This is a genomic window from Phenylobacterium montanum (assembly GCF_018135625.1).
GTDB lineage: Bacteria > Pseudomonadota > Alphaproteobacteria > Caulobacterales > Caulobacteraceae > Poindextera > Poindextera montana.
Window position 1 is genome coordinate 505,137 of sequence record NZ_CP073078.1, and the last position, 16,169, is coordinate 521,305.

Below are 16,169 nucleotides of genomic sequence, written 5' to 3' on the forward strand. Positions count from 1 at the left end.
GCGACTCCAATGCGAACGATCGGTTGCAATGCGATCCTGGCATGACGGCGTAGGTTGAGGAACACCGCCGGCCCTGCCGCGTCTATTGCTACGGTCTGGCCGCAGGCCTGGATCAGTCCGCGGTCAGGGCCCGCTGCAGGGCTGCGAACTTGGCTTCGGTCTCTTGCAACTCGGCGGCCGGCTCGCTGTCGGCCACGATCCCGCCGCCGGCGCGGGCTTCGAAACGCCAGCCGCCCTCGGACTCGGTCAGGGCTACGGTGCGGATCAGCACGCTGGAATCCATCGAGCCGTCGAAACCCAAGAGCGCCATGGAGCCGAAGAATGGCCCCCGCGGCGGCTCCAGCCCCGCGATCACCCGCATGGCCTGGACCTTGGGCGCCCCGGTGATCGAGCCGGGCGGGAAGGCGGCGCGCAGGAGGTCGACCGCGGTCCGGCCCGCCGCCAGTTCGCCTTCCACGGCCGAGACAAGGTGATGCACGTTGGCGAAGGTCTCGACCTCGAACAGCTTCGGCGTCCTGACCGTGCCCGGCGCCGAGACCCGGGCGAGGTCGTTGCGCATCAGGTCGACGATCATCAGGTTCTCGGCCCGGTCCTTGGCCGAGGCGGCGAGTTCAGCGGCCAGGGCCGTGTCTTGCGCCGGCGTCGCGCCGCGGCGGATGGTGCCTTTGATCGGCCGGGTCTCCACCTTGAGGCTGCGGCCGTCCGCCGTCACCTGCACGAACCGCTCCGGCGAATTGGACACCAAGGCCAGGCCCGGCAGGCGCATATAGGCCGCGAAGGGCGCGGGGCTCTGGCCGATCAGCCGGGCCAGCAGATCGAACGGCCTGGAGCCCGCGGCCAGCCGGCCACGCCAGCGGCGGGCGATGTTGGCCTGGAAGATCTCACCCTGGGCGATGCGTTCCACGACCTCGGCCACGGCGGCTTGGTAGCGTTCGGGCGGTTCGCCCTCCATCTCGGCGGCGAGTGGGCCGGCGGCTGGCTGCGGCGCCGCCTGCGCCAGCCAGGCGGCCGCCTCCAAGGCGCGGGCTTCGGCCTTGGCGTCGTCGGCGCCTCGACCGATAGCGACGATCTGCTGCGCCTCGTGATCGAAGGCGAGGAGGGCGGGATAGCGGGCGCAGGCGAGGTCGGGCCAATCGCCCAGGCGTCCCAGGTCCAGTGGCTCCAGCCGATCGGCGAGGTCGTAGGCGCAGAGCGCCGCGACGCCGCCCTGGAAAGGCGGGCCGTCGGGAGCGGCCGGCAAGGGCTCGCCCAGAAGGCTCCGCAGGGCCTCGAACGGGTCGCGCCGATCGGTCGCACCCAGAATCAGAAACGCGTCGGGCGCGCGCGCCAGATAGCTCCAACGCCCGCGTGGGCCGCCGCCGCCGGATAGAAGGCCCAGGGCGAAGGGCTCGTCGGCGAAGGCGGCCAGCACGTCGGCCGGTTCCCGCCACGGCGCAGTGATGAAAAAATGGGCACGCATGGATGCGCCCTTAAACCCCCTCAATCAGCAATAAAAGATGATATGCGACATCGGCTTTGACATTTTTTTTCACCCAAAGTCGCATACGTGCATTCGCCTCCAAGCAGCGATCACAGACTGTCGTCCAAATCCGGGGCCCAAGTGACCTGAAGAGTCTCAAACTCTCGCGAGTTCGCGCGCCACGGCCTTGCATCCTTTGAGCTTTTACTGTTTCTACGCCGGCGCTCAGAATATCCGGCCGCCCTCGAACTTGCCAAAGGCGGACTGGCCGTCGACAAGCCATAAGGCGGTAGAGCGTGCGTCCCGGCGCGTCCGGCGGACGTTTCTTTTTCGAAAGGGTCGACCCGAATGGGTGAAGGATTGCAACAGGGTCTCTATGACCCGCGGAACGAACATGATGCGTGCGGCGTAGGTTTTGTGGCCAATATCAAAGGCCGCAAATCGCACGACATTATTCGCCGCGGACTGGAGATTCTGGTCAATCTGGACCATCGGGGCGCCGTGGGCGCCGACCCCTTGATGGGCGACGGCGCCGGTTGTTTGATCCAGATTCCGGATGCGCTGCTGCGTGATTGGGCAGGCAAGGCCAATGTCGTGCTGCCGCCGCCCGGCGACTACGCCGTGGCCATGTGCTTCCTGCCGCAGGATCCGGTGGCGCGCACCTTTGTCATCGGCCAGTTCGAGCACTTCATCGCGGTCGAGGGCCAGCACCTGATCGGCTGGCGCGACGTGCCGGTCGACACCACCGGCCTGGGCGCCAGCGTGCTGGAGCAGATGCCCCTGATCCGCCAGGCGATCATCGGCAAGGGCAAGCGGATCAAGGACCAGGACCATTTCGAGCGGAAGGTCCTGGCGATCCGTAAGCAGACCCAGAACCCGCTGGCGCAGCTGGCGAAGAAGCACAACCTGCCCGGCGTGACCGAGCTCTACATGCCGTCCTTCTCGACACGGACGGTGGTCTACAAGGGCCTCTTGCTCGCCGGCCAGGTCGGCACCTTCTACAAGGACCTGCAGGATCCCCTGTGCCAGTCGGCCCTGGCCATGGTGCACCAGCGCTTCTCCACCAACACCTTCCCGTCGTGGAAGCTGGCGCACCCGTACCGCTACATCGCCCACAACGGCGAGATCAACACGGTGCGGGGCAACGTCAACTGGATGAACGCGCGCCGGCGGACCATGGAATCGCCGCTGCTAGGCCCGGACCTCGACAAGATGTGGCCGCTGATCCCTCATGGGCAGTCGGACACCGCCTCGCTGGACAACGCGCTCGAACTGCTGGTCGCCGGCGGCTATCCGCTGGCCCAGGCGGTGATGATGCTGATCCCCGAGGCCTGGGCCGGCAACCCGCTGATGGACGAGAAGCGCCGCGCCTTCTACGAGTTCCACGCCGCCCTGATGGAGCCGTGGGACGGGCCGGCCGCGATCGCCTTCACCGACGGGCGCCAGATCGGCGCCACCCTGGACCGCAACGGCCTGCGCCCCGCGCGCTTTGTCGTCACCGACGACGAGCATGTGGTGATGGCCTCCGAGTCCGGCGTGCTGCCGATCCCGGAAGAGAACATCACCCGCAAGTGGCGCCTGCAGCCCGGCAAGATGCTGCTGATCGACCTGGAGCAGGGCCGCATCATCGAGGACGAGGAGATCAAGCGGGAAGCCGCCGAAACCGAGCCCTATGACGAGTGGCTGAAGCAGGCCCAGTTCAAGCTGGAAGAGCTGCCGGACCTGACCAACGCCGCTCCGCCGGAGCCGACCGAGGCTACGACCCTGCTCGATCGCCAGCAGGCCTTCGGCTACACCCAGGAGGACATCCAGTTCTTCCTGGAGCCGATGGCCGTCCAGGGCGACGATCCGGTGGGCTCGATGGGCCGCGACACGCCGATCGCGGTGCTGTCGAAGCGTCCGACCCTGCTCTACGAGTATTTCAAGCAGAACTTCGCCCAGGTCACCAACCCGCCGATCGACCCGATCCGCGAGGAACTGGTGATGTCGCTGGTGTCGATGATCGGGCCGCGGCCGAACCTGCTCAGCCGCGACGCGGGCACGCACAAGCGGCTGGAAGTCTCTCAGCCGGTGCTGACCAACGCCGACCTTGAAAAGATCCGGGCAATCTCGGAACTCCTGGACGGCGCCTTCCGCACCCAGACGCTCGACACCACTTGGTCGGCGTCCGAGGGCGAGATGGGCCTGCGCGCCGCGCTGGAGCGGCTCTGCAGCGCCGCCACCGAGGCGGTGCTGGCCGACAACAACATCCTGATCCTGTCGGACCGGGCGACCTCGGCGAACCGCATCCCGATCCCGGCGCTTCTGGCCACGGCGGCGGTGCACCACCACCTGATCCGTCAGGGCCTCAGAATGCAGACCGGCCTCGTCATCGAGACCGGCGAGGCGCGCGAGGTGCACCACTTCTGCGTCCTGGCCGGCTACGGCGCCGAGGCGATCAATCCCTACCTGGCGTTCGAGACCCTGGAGCAGATCCGCGTCCAGCAGAACCTGCCGCTGAAGCCCTATGAAGTTCAGAAGAACTACATCAAGGCGATCGGCAAGGGCGTGCTCAAGGTGATGTCCAAGATGGGCATCTCGACCTACCAGTCCTATTGCGGCGCCCAGATCTTCGACGCCGTGGGCCTGTCGAGCGAGTTCATCGAGAAGTACTTCACCGGCACTGCGACCACCATCGAGGGTTCCGGTCTGGCCGAGATCGCGGTCGAGACCGTGCGCCGGCACCGCGACGCCTATGGCGACGCGCCGATCTACCGCAACATGCTGGACGTGGGCGGCGCCTACGCCTACCGCATCCGCGGCGAGGAGCACGCCTGGACCCCGGCCTCGGTGTCCAACCTGCAGCACGCGGTGCGGGGCAATCAGCCGGACGCTTACAAGGCCTTCGCGGACTCGATCAACGAGCAGAGCCAGCGGCTGCTGACTATCCGTGGCCTGATGCGGCTGAAACCGGCCGACGCGCCGGTGTCGATCGACGAGGTCGAGCCGGCGGCCGAGATCGTCAAGCGGTTCGCGACCGGGGCGATGAGCTTCGGCTCGATCAGCCGCGAGGCGCACACCACGCTGGCCATCGCCATGAACCGCATCGGCGGTCGCTCCAACACCGGCGAAGGCGGCGAGGAGGCGGATCGCTTCAAGCCGCTGGCCAATGGCGATTCCATGCGCTCGGCGATCAAGCAGGTGGCCTCGGGGCGCTTCGGCGTCACCGCCGAGTACCTGGTCAACGCCGACGACATCCAGATCAAGATGGCCCAGGGCGCCAAGCCCGGCGAGGGCGGCCAACTGCCCGGCCACAAGGTCGACAAGAACATCGCCCGCGTACGCCATTCGACGCCGGGGGTCGGCCTGATCTCGCCGCCGCCGCACCACGACATCTATTCGATCGAGGATCTGGCCCAGCTGATCCACGACCTGAAGAACGTCAATCCGACCTCGCGGATCTCGGTCAAGCTGGTCTCGGAAGTGGGTGTGGGCACGGTCGCGGCGGGCGTCGCCAAGGCGCGCGCCGATCATGTGACCATCTCGGGCTTCGAGGGCGGCACGGGCGCCTCGCCCCTGACCTCGCTGACCCATGCCGGCTCGCCCTGGGAGATCGGCCTGGCCGAGACCCAGCAGACCCTGCTCCTCAACGGCCTCAGAGGCCGGATCGCGGTGCAGGCCGATGGCGGCCTGCGCACCGGCCGCGACGTTGCGGTGGCCGCGCTGCTGGGCGCCGACGAGTTCGGCTTTGCGACCGCACCTCTGATCGCGGCCGGCTGCATCATGATGCGCAAGTGCCACCTGAACACCTGCCCGGTGGGGGTGGCGACCCAGGACCCGGTGCTGCGCGCGCGCTTCACCGGCCAGCCCGAGCACGTCATCAACTACTTCTTCTTCGTCGCCGAAGAGCTGCGCCAGATCATGGCCGAGATGGGCTTCAAGACCGTCCGGGAGATGATCGGCCGGGTCGATCGGCTGGACGCCCGGCCGGCGGTCGATCACTGGAAGGCCAAGGGCGTCGACCTGTCCAAGCTGCTGTTCCAGGTCGATGTCGCCCCCACGATCAGCCGCTGGAACAGCGAGCGGCAGAACCACGGCCTGGAGCACGCCCTGGATCACCAGCTGATCGAGGCGGCCCAGCCGGCCCTGGAAAAGGGCCAGCCGGTGGTGATCGAGTCGCCGGTGCGCAACGTGAACCGCACGGTCGGGGCCATGCTGTCAGGCGAAGTGGCTCGCCGTTACGGCCATGTCGGCCTCGCCGACGGGACCATCGCGGTGCGCCTCAAGGGCGTGGCCGGCCAGAGCTTCGGCGCCTTCCTGGCCCATGGCGTCTCTTTGGAGCTCACCGGCGACGCCAACGACTATGTGGGCAAGGGCCTTTCGGGTGGCCGGGTGGTTGTGCGCCAGCCTGAGAGCGTCCAACGCGACCCGACCGCGAACATCATCGTCGGCAATACGGTGCTGTATGGCGCGATCGCGGGCGAGGCCTATTTCGAGGGCGTTGCAGGCGAGCGCTTCGCCGTGCGCAACTCCGGCGCCGTGGCGGTGGTCGAGGGCGTGGGCGACCACGGCTGCGAGTACATGACCGGGGGCGTGGTGGCGGTGCTGGGCGAGACCGGACGCAATTTCGCGGCCGGCATGTCGGGCGGCGTGGCCTATGTCTATGACCCGCATGGTCGCTTCGGCACCCTGTGCAACCTGGCCATGGTCGAACTCGAGCGGCTGGGCCCCACGGCGGCCAACGAGGCCGACGAAGGCGGGCGTCCGCGCCAGCGGGCCCTGGGCGCGCACGACAGCGGCATGGGCGACATGCTGCGCCACGACGGCGAGCGCCTGCGCATCCTGATCGAGCGGCACCTGCTGCACACCGGCAGCAAACGGGCGCGCGAGATTTTGGACAGCTGGGACACCTCGCTCGGCCTGTTCGTCAAGGTGATGCCGAAAGACTACCGGCGCGCCCTGATCGAGCTGGAGGCCGAACGCCTCAGGGCCAAGACCGTCGCCGCCGAGTAGCCTCGGCTGATGCTAAGCTGGGCCCCGCCTGGGACAGGCGGGGCCACCCCAGCAGACCTTCGATTGTCGGAGTTGAACCATGGGCAAGCCCACCGGCTTCCTGGAGATCGAGCGCCAAGACCGCGGCTATCAGAAGCCCGCAGAGCGCCTGAAGAACTGGAAGGAATTCGTCAAGCCGATGGCGCCGGCGGCCGTCAGCCAGCAGGCCGCGCGCTGCATGGATTGCGGCATTCCCTTCTGTCACAACGGCTGTCCGGTGAACAACCAGATCCCGGACTGGAACAACCTGGTCTATCGCGACCAGTGGCAGGTGGCGCTGGAAAACCTGCACACCACCAACAACTTCCCGGAGTTCACGGGCCGCATCTGCCCGGCGCCCTGCGAGGCGTCCTGCACTCTCAACATCGACGAGAATCCGGTCACCATCAAATCCATCGAGTGCGAGATCGTCGACCGCGGCTGGCGGGAAGGCTGGATCGCGCCGCTGGTTCCTGGCGCGAAGACCGGAAAGCGGGTCGCGGTGGTGGGCTCGGGGCCGGCGGGCCTGGCCTGCAGCCAGCAGCTGGCCCGCGCCGGCCACGAGGTGGTGCTGTTCGAGAAGAACGACCGCATCGGCGGGCTGCTGCGCTACGGCATCCCCGACTTCAAGATGGAGAAGCACCTGATCGATCGCCGCATCGAGCAGATGCAGGCCGAGGGGGTGGAGTTCCGCCCCGGGGTCGAGGTCGGCGTGGCGGTAAAGATCGACGAGTTGATGCGGGCCTTCGACGCGGTGGTTCTGTCAGGCGGGGCCGAGCAGCCGCGCGACCTGGACCTGCCGGAGCATGAGTTCGCGGGCATTCATTTCGCCATGGATTTCCTGACCCAGCAGAACAAGCGCGTGGCTGGGGACGACGAATGGAAGGCCGCGCCGGCCGGGGCGATCTCGGCCAAGGGCAAGCATGTGGTGGTGATCGGTGGCGGCGACACCGGCTCTGACTGCATCGGCACCTCGAACCGCCAGGGCGCCGCCTCGGTGACCCAGCTCGAGATTCTGCCCCAGCCGCCGGAGAAGGAGAACAAGGCCCTGACCTGGCCGGACTGGCCGCTGAAGCTTCGCACCTCGTCCTCGCAGGAAGAGGGCTGCGACCGCGACTTCGCCGTGCTGGCCAAGCGGGCGCTGGGTTCGGAGGGCCGGATCAACGCTCTGGAATGCGTGCGGGTCGAATGGACCAAGGCTGCCGATGGGCGCATGGCCATGGCCGAGGTCCCGGGCAGCGAATTCGAGCTCAAGGCCGACCTGGTGCTGCTCGCCATGGGCTTTTTGGGGCCGCGGCCCGAGCCCCTGCTGGCGCAGGCGGCTGTGGACCTCGATCCGCGCGGCAATGTGCGGGCGAACGTCAACGACTATCGCAGCTCGGTGCCGCGGATCTTCTCCTGCGGCGACATGCGCCGCGGCCAGTCGCTGGTGGTCTGGGCGATCCGCGAGGGCCGCCAGTGCGCCCGCTCGGTCGACGAGTTCCTGATGGGGACCAGCGACCTGCCGCGATAGGCCCGGTCTATTTCGGCGCCGCCGGCTTCTTGGCCGGCGGAAGCGGCGTGGTGGTGATCTTCTTGGTCGGCTGAGCCGCTGGCGCGCCAGGCTTGGCGGGCGGCGCGGCCGGCTTCGCCGCGGCCGCGGCGTGATGATGCGTGCGGCGGCGATGCGGCAGTTTCGGCAGGGGCGGCGGCGTGAACGGCTGAGCCACCGGCGTGCCCGGCGGATAGCCGACGTTCAGCTGGTCGAACAGAAACGCCAGTTCGTCGGTCTGCTGCTCGATCCGCTCGGCCTCCGCGCTGCCTATGCCGTGGCCCGAAGTGGCGCTGGTGCGCAGCAGCACCGGCAGGCCGGAGCCGGACTGGGCCTGCAGGATGGCGGCGAACTTGCGCGACTGCATCGGGTTGACCCGACCGTCATTGGCCCCGGCCATCAGCAGCACCGCCGGATAGCCGGTCCCCATCCTGACGTGCTGATAGGGCGAATAGGCGTAGAGCGCCTTGAACTGCTCGGGATCGGCGATCGAGCCGTATTCGCTGACGTTAAAGGCGCCGTTGGGGTCCTGCTCCAGCCGCAGCATGTCGTAGATGCCGACCGACGAGACCACGGCGTGGGCGAGGTCCGGCCGCTGGGTCAGGGTGGCGCCCATCAAGAGGCCGCCGTTGGAGCCGCCCATAATGGCCAGCTTGTCGTGGCTGGCGTAGCCGGCCTTCACCAGATAGTCGCCGGCGGCGGCGAAGTCGTTGAACACGTTCTGCTTGCGCGTCAGCATGCCGTCCTGATGCCAGCGCTCGCCGAACTCCGCCCCGCCGCGGATATTGGCCACGGCATAGACCCCGCCGGCGTCGAGCCAGATGCGGCGCATGGCGCCCAGGAAGGACGGGCTCTGGCTGAGGCCGAAGCCGCCATAGCCGTAGAGCAGCGCCGGGGCCTTGCCGTTCTGCGGCTGTCCCTTGCGCCGGATGATGCTCAACGGGACCTTGGTTCCGTCGGCCGAGGTCGCTTCGGCGCGGATCACCTCGATGTCGCTGAAGTCGATCGGGCTCGGGCCGGCCAGGCCCGCCTCAACCACCCGGCCGGTCGCCGGCGTCCAGCGCAGGAAGTAGCGGGGCCTCAGATAGGTCGAGACGTCGTACAGAACGTCGTGGTTCGCAAGAGGCTCGGCCTCGCCGTTGGCGGCCACCTCGGGCAGGGGCAGGGTGTAGAGCAGGCGGCCCTGGTGGTCGAACACGCGCAGGCGGTTCGGGCCGCCGATGATGTCGCGCACGATCAGGTGGCGGGCGTCGAGGGTCAGGTCCGGCCGGCCGAAGGCGGCGCCGTCGGTCAGGATGGCGGCGTCGCTCTCGGGCACGATCACCGGCGCCGTGGCGAGGCTTGCGCCCGGGCGCAAGGTCGAGACGCCACCCAGCTTGACCACCTTGCCGTTCAGCGCGCCGGCGCGGGAGACGGCGTAGAGCGCGTCATCCGGCCCGATTGTGGCGTAGACTATGCGGTCGGCGTAAGCCGAGACCTGCAGCGGCGGCTGGCCGGGCCGCAGCACATAGTGCGCCCACTGGCCGCCATCGCCGCGCTGCACCGAGGCCAGGGCCTCGCCTTGGGCATAGCGGTTGTCGAGGAACACCTCAGAGACCCGTTCCAGCCCGTCGCGAGCGCCGAGGGCCAGGGCGTCGCCCCGCCAATCGGCGCCCAGCAGGTGGAAATAGACCTGCATGTTGAAATGACGCTCGGCTGGCGGCGCCTCTTCGCCCGGATAGCGGGTGTACCAGAAGCCGCGGCCGTCGCGGGTCCAGGCCAGCGAGCCGCCGCCGGTCGGGTATTGCACGCGGGGTATCGGCTCGCCGGCCTCGGCGCCGGTGGCGGCGACATAGATGTGCAGGGTCCCGTCCTCGCTGCCGCCCTTGGACAACGAAACGGCCACATAACGCCCGTCCGGCGAGGCGACGAACCAGTCGATGGCGGTCAGGCCGGTGGGGTCGATCAAGTTGGGATCGAGCAGCGTGCGCCGGCTTGCTGGATCGGCGGCGGCGTTCAGCGTCACCAGCGAAGGCTGCTGGCGGGCCGGATCGTTGTAGAGGGCGAAGACATAAGAGCCGCGAGCCTGAAGATCGGACCAACTGGGCGAGGACGCGCCGATCAGGCGGGTCAATTCACGCTTGATCGGCTCGCGTGTCTTCAGCGCGTCCAGGGTAGCGCGGGTGCGGGCGTTCTCGGCGGCTGTCCAGTCGACAACCTGCTGGTCCTTGCCATCTTCCAGCCAGCGATAGGGATCGCTGACAGAGACCCCGTGATAGGTGTCGGTGACCGGGCGGACCGGGGTGTAGACGGCGACGGTGTCGGCAGGGTCGGCCAGGGCGGGGCCAGCGAACAGTGCGACGGCCAGGGTCAAGCGCAACAGTTTGCCGAGCACGCACGAACTCCAGGGCCAAGGCGACCCTTAGATTGCCGATCAATCGTGGCGCTTCAACGTCCGCAGTCGCAGTTTTCGCAGGACCCTGAGGCCTTGGCTGCGGGATTTGCCAGTGCGGGCCGTTTTCGAGGCCAGAACCGTCGCACGACCCAGACGGCGGCGACGGCGACGATCAGATAGGCGACGATGGCCTGGGCCATATGCTCAGCCCCCGCCGAGCGCCAGGGCGATATGATAGACGGCGAAGGCCGCCAAATAGGCCAGGGTGATCATGTAGGCGAACATGATTGTGGGCCACAGCCAGCTGTTGGTCTCGCGCTTGACCACGCCCAGGGTCGAGGCGCACTGCGGCGCGAAGATGTACCAGGCCAGGAAGGACAGGGCCGAGGCCATCGACCAATGGTGCGCGAGCATCGAACCGAGCACGCCGGTCGCATTCTCACCCCCGCCGACGGCATAGACCGTGGCCAGGGCGCCGACCGCGACCTCGCGCGCCGCCATGCCCGGGATCAGGGCCACGGCCATCTGCCAGGAGAAGCCCACGGGCTTCAGGACGGGCAGCATGGCGTGGCCGATCATGCCGGCCAGGCTGTAGTCGATCGCGGGGCCTGTCGCCCCGGGGGGCGGACCCGGGACCGACGACAGGAACCAGATCAGGACCATCATCGACAGGATGATGGTGCCGGCCCGCTGCAGGAAGATCTGGCCGCGCTGCAATACGTTGCGCGCCACATTCAGCGGGTCGGGCAGCTTGTAGGCCGGCAGCTCCATGATGAAGGGCTCGGCCACGCCGCGCCAAAAGATCTTGCGGATGACCACCGCCACCAGGAGCGCGCTGACGATGCCGGCGGCGTAGAGCCCGAACATGACGAGGCCCTGCAGACTGATCCAGCCCGCCAGCGTCCGGTTCGGAATGAAGGCCCCGATAATCAGGGTGTAGACCGGAATGCGCGCCGAACAGGTCATCAGGGGCGCGACCAGGATGGTGGTCAGCCGGTCCCGGCGATGGTCGATCACCCGGGTGGCCATGATGCCGGGAATGGCGCAGGCGAAGCTGGACAGCAGCGGGATGAAGGCCCGCCCGTGCAGGCCGGCGCCGCCCATGATCCGGTCCATCAGAAAAGCGGCCCGGGCCATGTAGCCGAAGTCTTCCAGAAGGATGATGAAGAAAAACAGGATCATGATCTGGGGCAGGAACTGCACCACATTGCCGACCCCGGCGATGATCCCGTCCACCAGCAGGCTCTCGAGCATACCGGGCGGCAGGAGATGCTGCACGAACACGCCAAGCTGGGCGAAACCGCCGCCGATCAGGTCCTTGGCCGGTTCGGCCCAGCTGAACACGGCCTGGAACATCAGGAACAGGATCGCCAGCAGGATCAGGATGCCGGCGACGGGGTGCAATAGCAGTCCGTCCAGCCGGCCGGTCCAGGTGTCCGGCCGCGCCGGCGGTTTGACACAGGCCTTAAGGATCGCCTCCGAGCGGCGGTGAGCATCGCGCAACTCGGCGGCGCTGGGCTCCTGCCAGACGGAGAGGGTCGTGGCCTGATGGCCGGTGGTTGTCAGGGCCTCGACCTTTTCCACCAGTTCGGCGATCCCGCGCCCGCGGGTGGCCACGGTGGTCACGATCGGCACGCCGAGTTCGGCCGACAGCTTGGCCAGGTCGATGTCCAGGCCCTGGCGCTGGGCGATGTCATACATGTTGAGCGCAAGCACGATCGGCAGGCCAACCTGAGTCAACTCCAGCACCAGGCGCAGGACCAGCCGAAGATTGGTGGCGTCGGCGACGCAGACGATGGCGTCGGGGCGCGCCTCACCCGCCAGGCGGCCCAGCACGGCGTCGCGGGTCACTTCCTCATCGGGGCTGCGGGCGCGCAGGGAATAGGTGCCGGGCAGGTCGAGGACGGCGATGCGCGCGCCACCCGGGGTGGTCAGCACCCCTTCCTTCCGCTCGACCGTGACGCCGGCGTAGTTGGCCACCTTCTGCCGGGAGCCGGTCAGGGCGTTGAACAGGGCGGTCTTGCCGGAATTGGGATTGCCGACCAGGGCGATCCGCGGCGGGGCGATGGCGGCGTCGGTCACGCCTTGGCCTCTGGTGTGGTGTCGATCCAGATGCCGCGGGCCTCGCGCCGGCGCAGGGCGATGCGCATATCGTCCAGGGCCACGGCGATGGGATCGCGGCCGATGAAGCCTTCGTGCAGCACGCGGATGCGCGCGCCTTCCACGAAGCCCATCTCCAGCAAACGCCGCTCCAGCTCTGCCGCGTCGATGGCGCCGTGCGCGTCTTCCTCGGCGGCCACCAGGGCGACCCTGCCCGCCAGACCGCGCCGCGCGTCGCTGAGCCGGACCAGGCTCAGCCGGGCCGGGTTGGCGTCGAGCGGGAGGATCAGGGGGCGCTGAGCGTTCAAAGGATGTTTCGCCATCAACAATCGAGAACGATTATCAATATCATCTAGGGTCCGGATAGGCCATAGGCCAGGAGCGACAATGCGAACAGGTCTCAGCTTCGCCGAGACAGCGCGCTGATCTGCATCAAGGCTGCGCAAGAAGCAAATATCGGCTTACGGCTCGCTGTCGGGCGCCGTGACCCGCAAATCGAGTTCAACCCGCCCATCCTGGGTAGGGGCGGCGGTCTTGGGGTCGAATTTCAGGCTCGGGGTCATGATCAGGGCGGTGGCGCCGACGCCAAGGCCAGCCGGCGTCTCCTTGACCACCCGGCAGTCGGCCAAGCGGTCGTCGCCGGTCCGGGCGCAGTCCAGCTTGGCGACCCCCGTCGCGCGGGCGGGCCTGGCGCCGGCCCTGGCGCGCGGTTCGATATTGAGCCGCCAGGCATGGTCGTCCACCAGATAGGTCCGGGCCATGCGCTGGACATCTTCGGCGCTGACATGCTGCAGGTCGGGAATGGTGGACCGCAGAACGTCAAGACGCCGCGCGTCTCGGCTGACGCCGGTCAGGGCGTTCAGCCAATAGCCGTTGTTCTGCTGCGCCTTGGCGAACAGCTCGACCCGCGGCTGGCGTGCGCGCTCGAGTTCGTCGGCCGAGATCGGGGTCTGGCGCAGGTCGGCGGCGATCTTGTCCAGCGTCTCGTAGAACAGGACGGCCTTGTCGGGCGGCGCCTCGGCATAGGCCAGGATATAGCCGTAACCGGGAAAAGTCTGGGAGGTCTCGAGATAGGTCTCGGCCTCGTAGGCGGCGCCGTCCTCGACCCGGAACTGGTTGAACAGCCGCGACTTGATGACCTGCTCCAGGATGCGCAGGTCGCGCGGGGTCTGCAGATCGCCGCGAGCGTCCGCCACCGGCCATCCCATCGCGAACAGGGCCTGGTCGTCGCGGCCGGCGTGGCGACGGACAAGGGGGGGCGCCGCGCTGTCGGGAAAGCGGACCAGCGTAGAGGCAGGCGGCGCGTCGGTCTCCTGGCGTGGCGGCAAGGCGCCGAACGTGGCGGCGACGGCGGCGATAACCCGGTCAACGGATGCGTCGCCGACGATTGTGACCTCGATCGGGCCGCCGCCAAGCAGGCCGGTCAACATCCGTTTCATTTCACCGGGCTGGGCGGTGGCCACATCGACCTGCGTAGGCGGCGCCCAGCGCGGATCGCCCGTGTGCAGCAGAAAGCCCAGCTGGCGCTGCATGACCCCGCCGGGTGAGGCGTTCTGGTTGTTGATTGTGGGTGCAGCCAGCTGGCGCACGCGCTCGAACGCCTCGGGCCGCATGCCCGGATCGATCAGGTAGGCGGTCAGCAGTTGGAGCTGAGTGTCCAGGTCCTGCTCACGAGTGACCCCGGACAATTCCGCATGGTCCTCGGCGACATTGAAGCCGACGGAATAGATGCGGCCAGCCAAAGCGCGCTGCATGGCGTCGAGGTCGAGCCGGCCGAGCCCGCCGGTGAGGAAGGCCCCCGAGTCCGCTGCCCAGCGCAGGCTGGAGCGGTCCATGGGCAGGTCCAGCAGGCCATGGCCGACGGCGACGCCGACCTGGACCTGGTCCGTGGCGAACTTCGTCGGCTTGATGGTCAAGTGGACGCCGTTCTTGAACACCACCTGCGTGACGTCGAGGTCGGCGATATGTCTTCGCTCGGCGACTTCGCCTGCGGTTCCAAATTGGGTGTATGGCCACACCGCCTTGGCCTGCTGCACGGGGGCGGCGAGGGGCTCGGAATCGATCCGGGCCCATTCGCTGCGCACAGCGCGCTCTCCGCCCTCGATCGCGGCCGGGCTGGAGATGAACACCAGGGGACCCGCGCCGGAAAAGGCGCTGCGGAGAGCCGCGGTGACGTCGGCGGCTGATAGGCCTTTGACGTCGGCGTTGAAGCGAGCCAGGCGCTCGACGGGGCCGAGGAACACCCGACCCTCGTCGACCGACCGCATGATCGCCTGGGCGAGAGAGGGCGAACTCAGAGTGTCGACGCCGGCGGCCAGGGTTTCGAGCCCGGCGCGCATCTGGCTCACCTGTAGATCGACCTCATCCTGAGTGACGCCATAGGTCATGGCCTGGCGGCGCACGGTGTCGGCGGCCTCCAGCGCGCTTTTCCAGCGGCGTGGAGAATCGTCGACCGCCAGTAAGGTCAGCCGGGCCGAGCGGCCTTGGTCATGGCTGGTCAGACCGGCGTCCATAAACGGCGGGGCCGCACCGTCGGAGAGCACTCGGAAACGGCGCCCAACGATGCCGAACGCGATGGTCTGCAGCGTTTCACGCCGCAGGTCAGCGCTCGTCAGCACGGGGCCGGCATAAGGGGCGACCCAGGCGACCTGGATCGAGCGCGACATCTTGCTGTCGACCACCACCTTGGCGTCCGGCCCTTGAGCGGCGGGCGCGCCGAGGTCGGGCTGGGGGCGGGCCGGAGCTGCCGCCTTCCAGTCGCCGAAATGGGCTTTGATGCGGGTCTCGACCGTCGTCGGGTCGATATCCCCGACCACGATCAGGGTTGCGCGTTCGGGACGATAGTATGCCCGGTAGAAGGCGCGGACCTGATCGGCGGAGGCATGGCTGACGATCTCGGTCTTTCCGATCGGCGCCCGCCTGGGCAGCAGCAGGCCCTGGTAGAAGAAGGCGCGCTGCTGCATCAGCGCCCGGAGATCGGGTGTGTCGCGCAGCCGCTCCTCCGACAGCACCGGGCCGCGCTCGGTCTCCAGGGCCTTGGGATCGATGGTCAGTTCGCTGGCCGTCTCGCGCATGCGCGCCAGGCCGAAGTCGAGCGTCTGGGGCCGGGCGTTAGGCAGTTCGATCAGATAGAAGGTCTGGGTTTCCTGAGTGTAGGCGCTGGCGTCGGCGCCGACCTGGACGCCAAGGCGCTGCAGGCTGGGCCAGACCTCGGCCTCGGGCACATGGGTCGAGCCACGGAAGCTCATATGCTCGAGCAGATGGGCGAGGCCCTGTTCGCTGTCGGCCTCGTTCAGCGAGCCGACGTCGAAGCGGAAGCGGATCGAGACCTGGCCCTTGGGGGTGGTGTTGCGCAGGATCGCGTAGCGCATGCCGTTGGCGAGGGCGCCGAAGCGGATCTGCGGATCGGCCGGCAGGTCGCTCTTCGCCTGCGGCCAGGCCGGCGCTGTGGCTGCGCGCGCCGCAGCAACCCCGCCGAAGAGGCCGAGGATCGCGCAGAAAGCGAGGAGCCGGCCAAGCCGCTCCAGGACGAAACGATGCAAACCAGATCCCCGAACAAGGACGCGGCGGCATCATCGGCCGCCGCGCCCCGTCGGGCAATCGCTATGGCGTCGCAGCGGTAGCCGGCGCCGGAGCGGGATGAGGAAAAGTGCGAAGCGGCTTTCCGCCCGCATCCCGCTCCAAACTTTGAGAAT

General features: G+C 68.2%; 7 protein-coding genes. 2 read left to right on the top strand and 5 right to left on the bottom strand.

Going from position 1 to position 16,169, the window contains the following annotated elements:
* Positions 1–112: 112 nt before the first annotated feature.
* Complete coding sequence (locus KCG34_RS02410) at positions 113–1,459, bottom strand: anthranilate synthase component I family protein (RefSeq protein ID WP_211938810.1); 1,347 nt, start codon at positions 1,457–1,459, stop codon at positions 113–115.
* Positions 1,460–1,876: 417 nt separating this feature from the next.
* On the opposite strand from KCG34_RS02410, the gene gltB reads away from it, so the two are divergent.
* Positions 1,877–6,451 carry a glutamate synthase large subunit gene (gene gltB / locus KCG34_RS02415; protein ID WP_249138187.1) on the top strand — a complete coding sequence of 1,525 codons (4,575 nt, stop codon included), beginning with the start codon at positions 1,877–1,879 and terminating at the stop codon, positions 6,449–6,451.
* A gap of 79 nt (positions 6,452–6,530) precedes the next feature.
* Positions 6,531–7,982, top strand: a complete 1,452-nt coding sequence (locus tag KCG34_RS02420; RefSeq protein ID WP_211938812.1) for a glutamate synthase subunit beta — start codon at positions 6,531–6,533, stop codon at positions 7,980–7,982.
* Between the two features lie 7 nt (positions 7,983–7,989).
* On the opposite strand, the gene KCG34_RS02425 is transcribed toward KCG34_RS02420, so the two are convergent.
* From KCG34_RS02425 to KCG34_RS02440, 4 genes are all read right to left on the bottom strand, one after another.
* Positions 7,990–10,374: a prolyl oligopeptidase family serine peptidase gene (locus tag KCG34_RS02425; RefSeq protein ID WP_211938813.1), complete on the bottom strand. Its 2,385-nt coding sequence runs from the start codon at positions 10,372–10,374 to the stop codon at positions 7,990–7,992.
* Between the two features lie 204 nt (positions 10,375–10,578).
* Positions 10,579–12,456 carry a ferrous iron transporter B gene (gene feoB, locus KCG34_RS02430; RefSeq protein WP_211938814.1) on the bottom strand — a complete coding sequence of 626 codons (1,878 nt, stop codon included), beginning with the start codon at positions 12,454–12,456 and terminating at the stop codon, positions 10,579–10,581.
* Positions 12,453–12,782 (bottom strand): FeoA family protein, encoded by a 330-nt coding sequence (locus tag KCG34_RS02435; RefSeq protein ID WP_376788209.1) that lies wholly within the window; start codon positions 12,780–12,782, stop codon positions 12,453–12,455. The genes feoB and KCG34_RS02435 overlap by 4 nt, the downstream gene beginning before the upstream one ends.
* 153 nt (positions 12,783–12,935) lie before the next feature.
* Positions 12,936–16,016 (bottom strand): M16 family metallopeptidase, encoded by a 3,081-nt coding sequence (locus tag KCG34_RS02440; protein ID WP_211938816.1) that lies wholly within the window; start codon positions 16,014–16,016, stop codon positions 12,936–12,938.
* Positions 16,017–16,169: the final 153 nt, after the last annotated feature.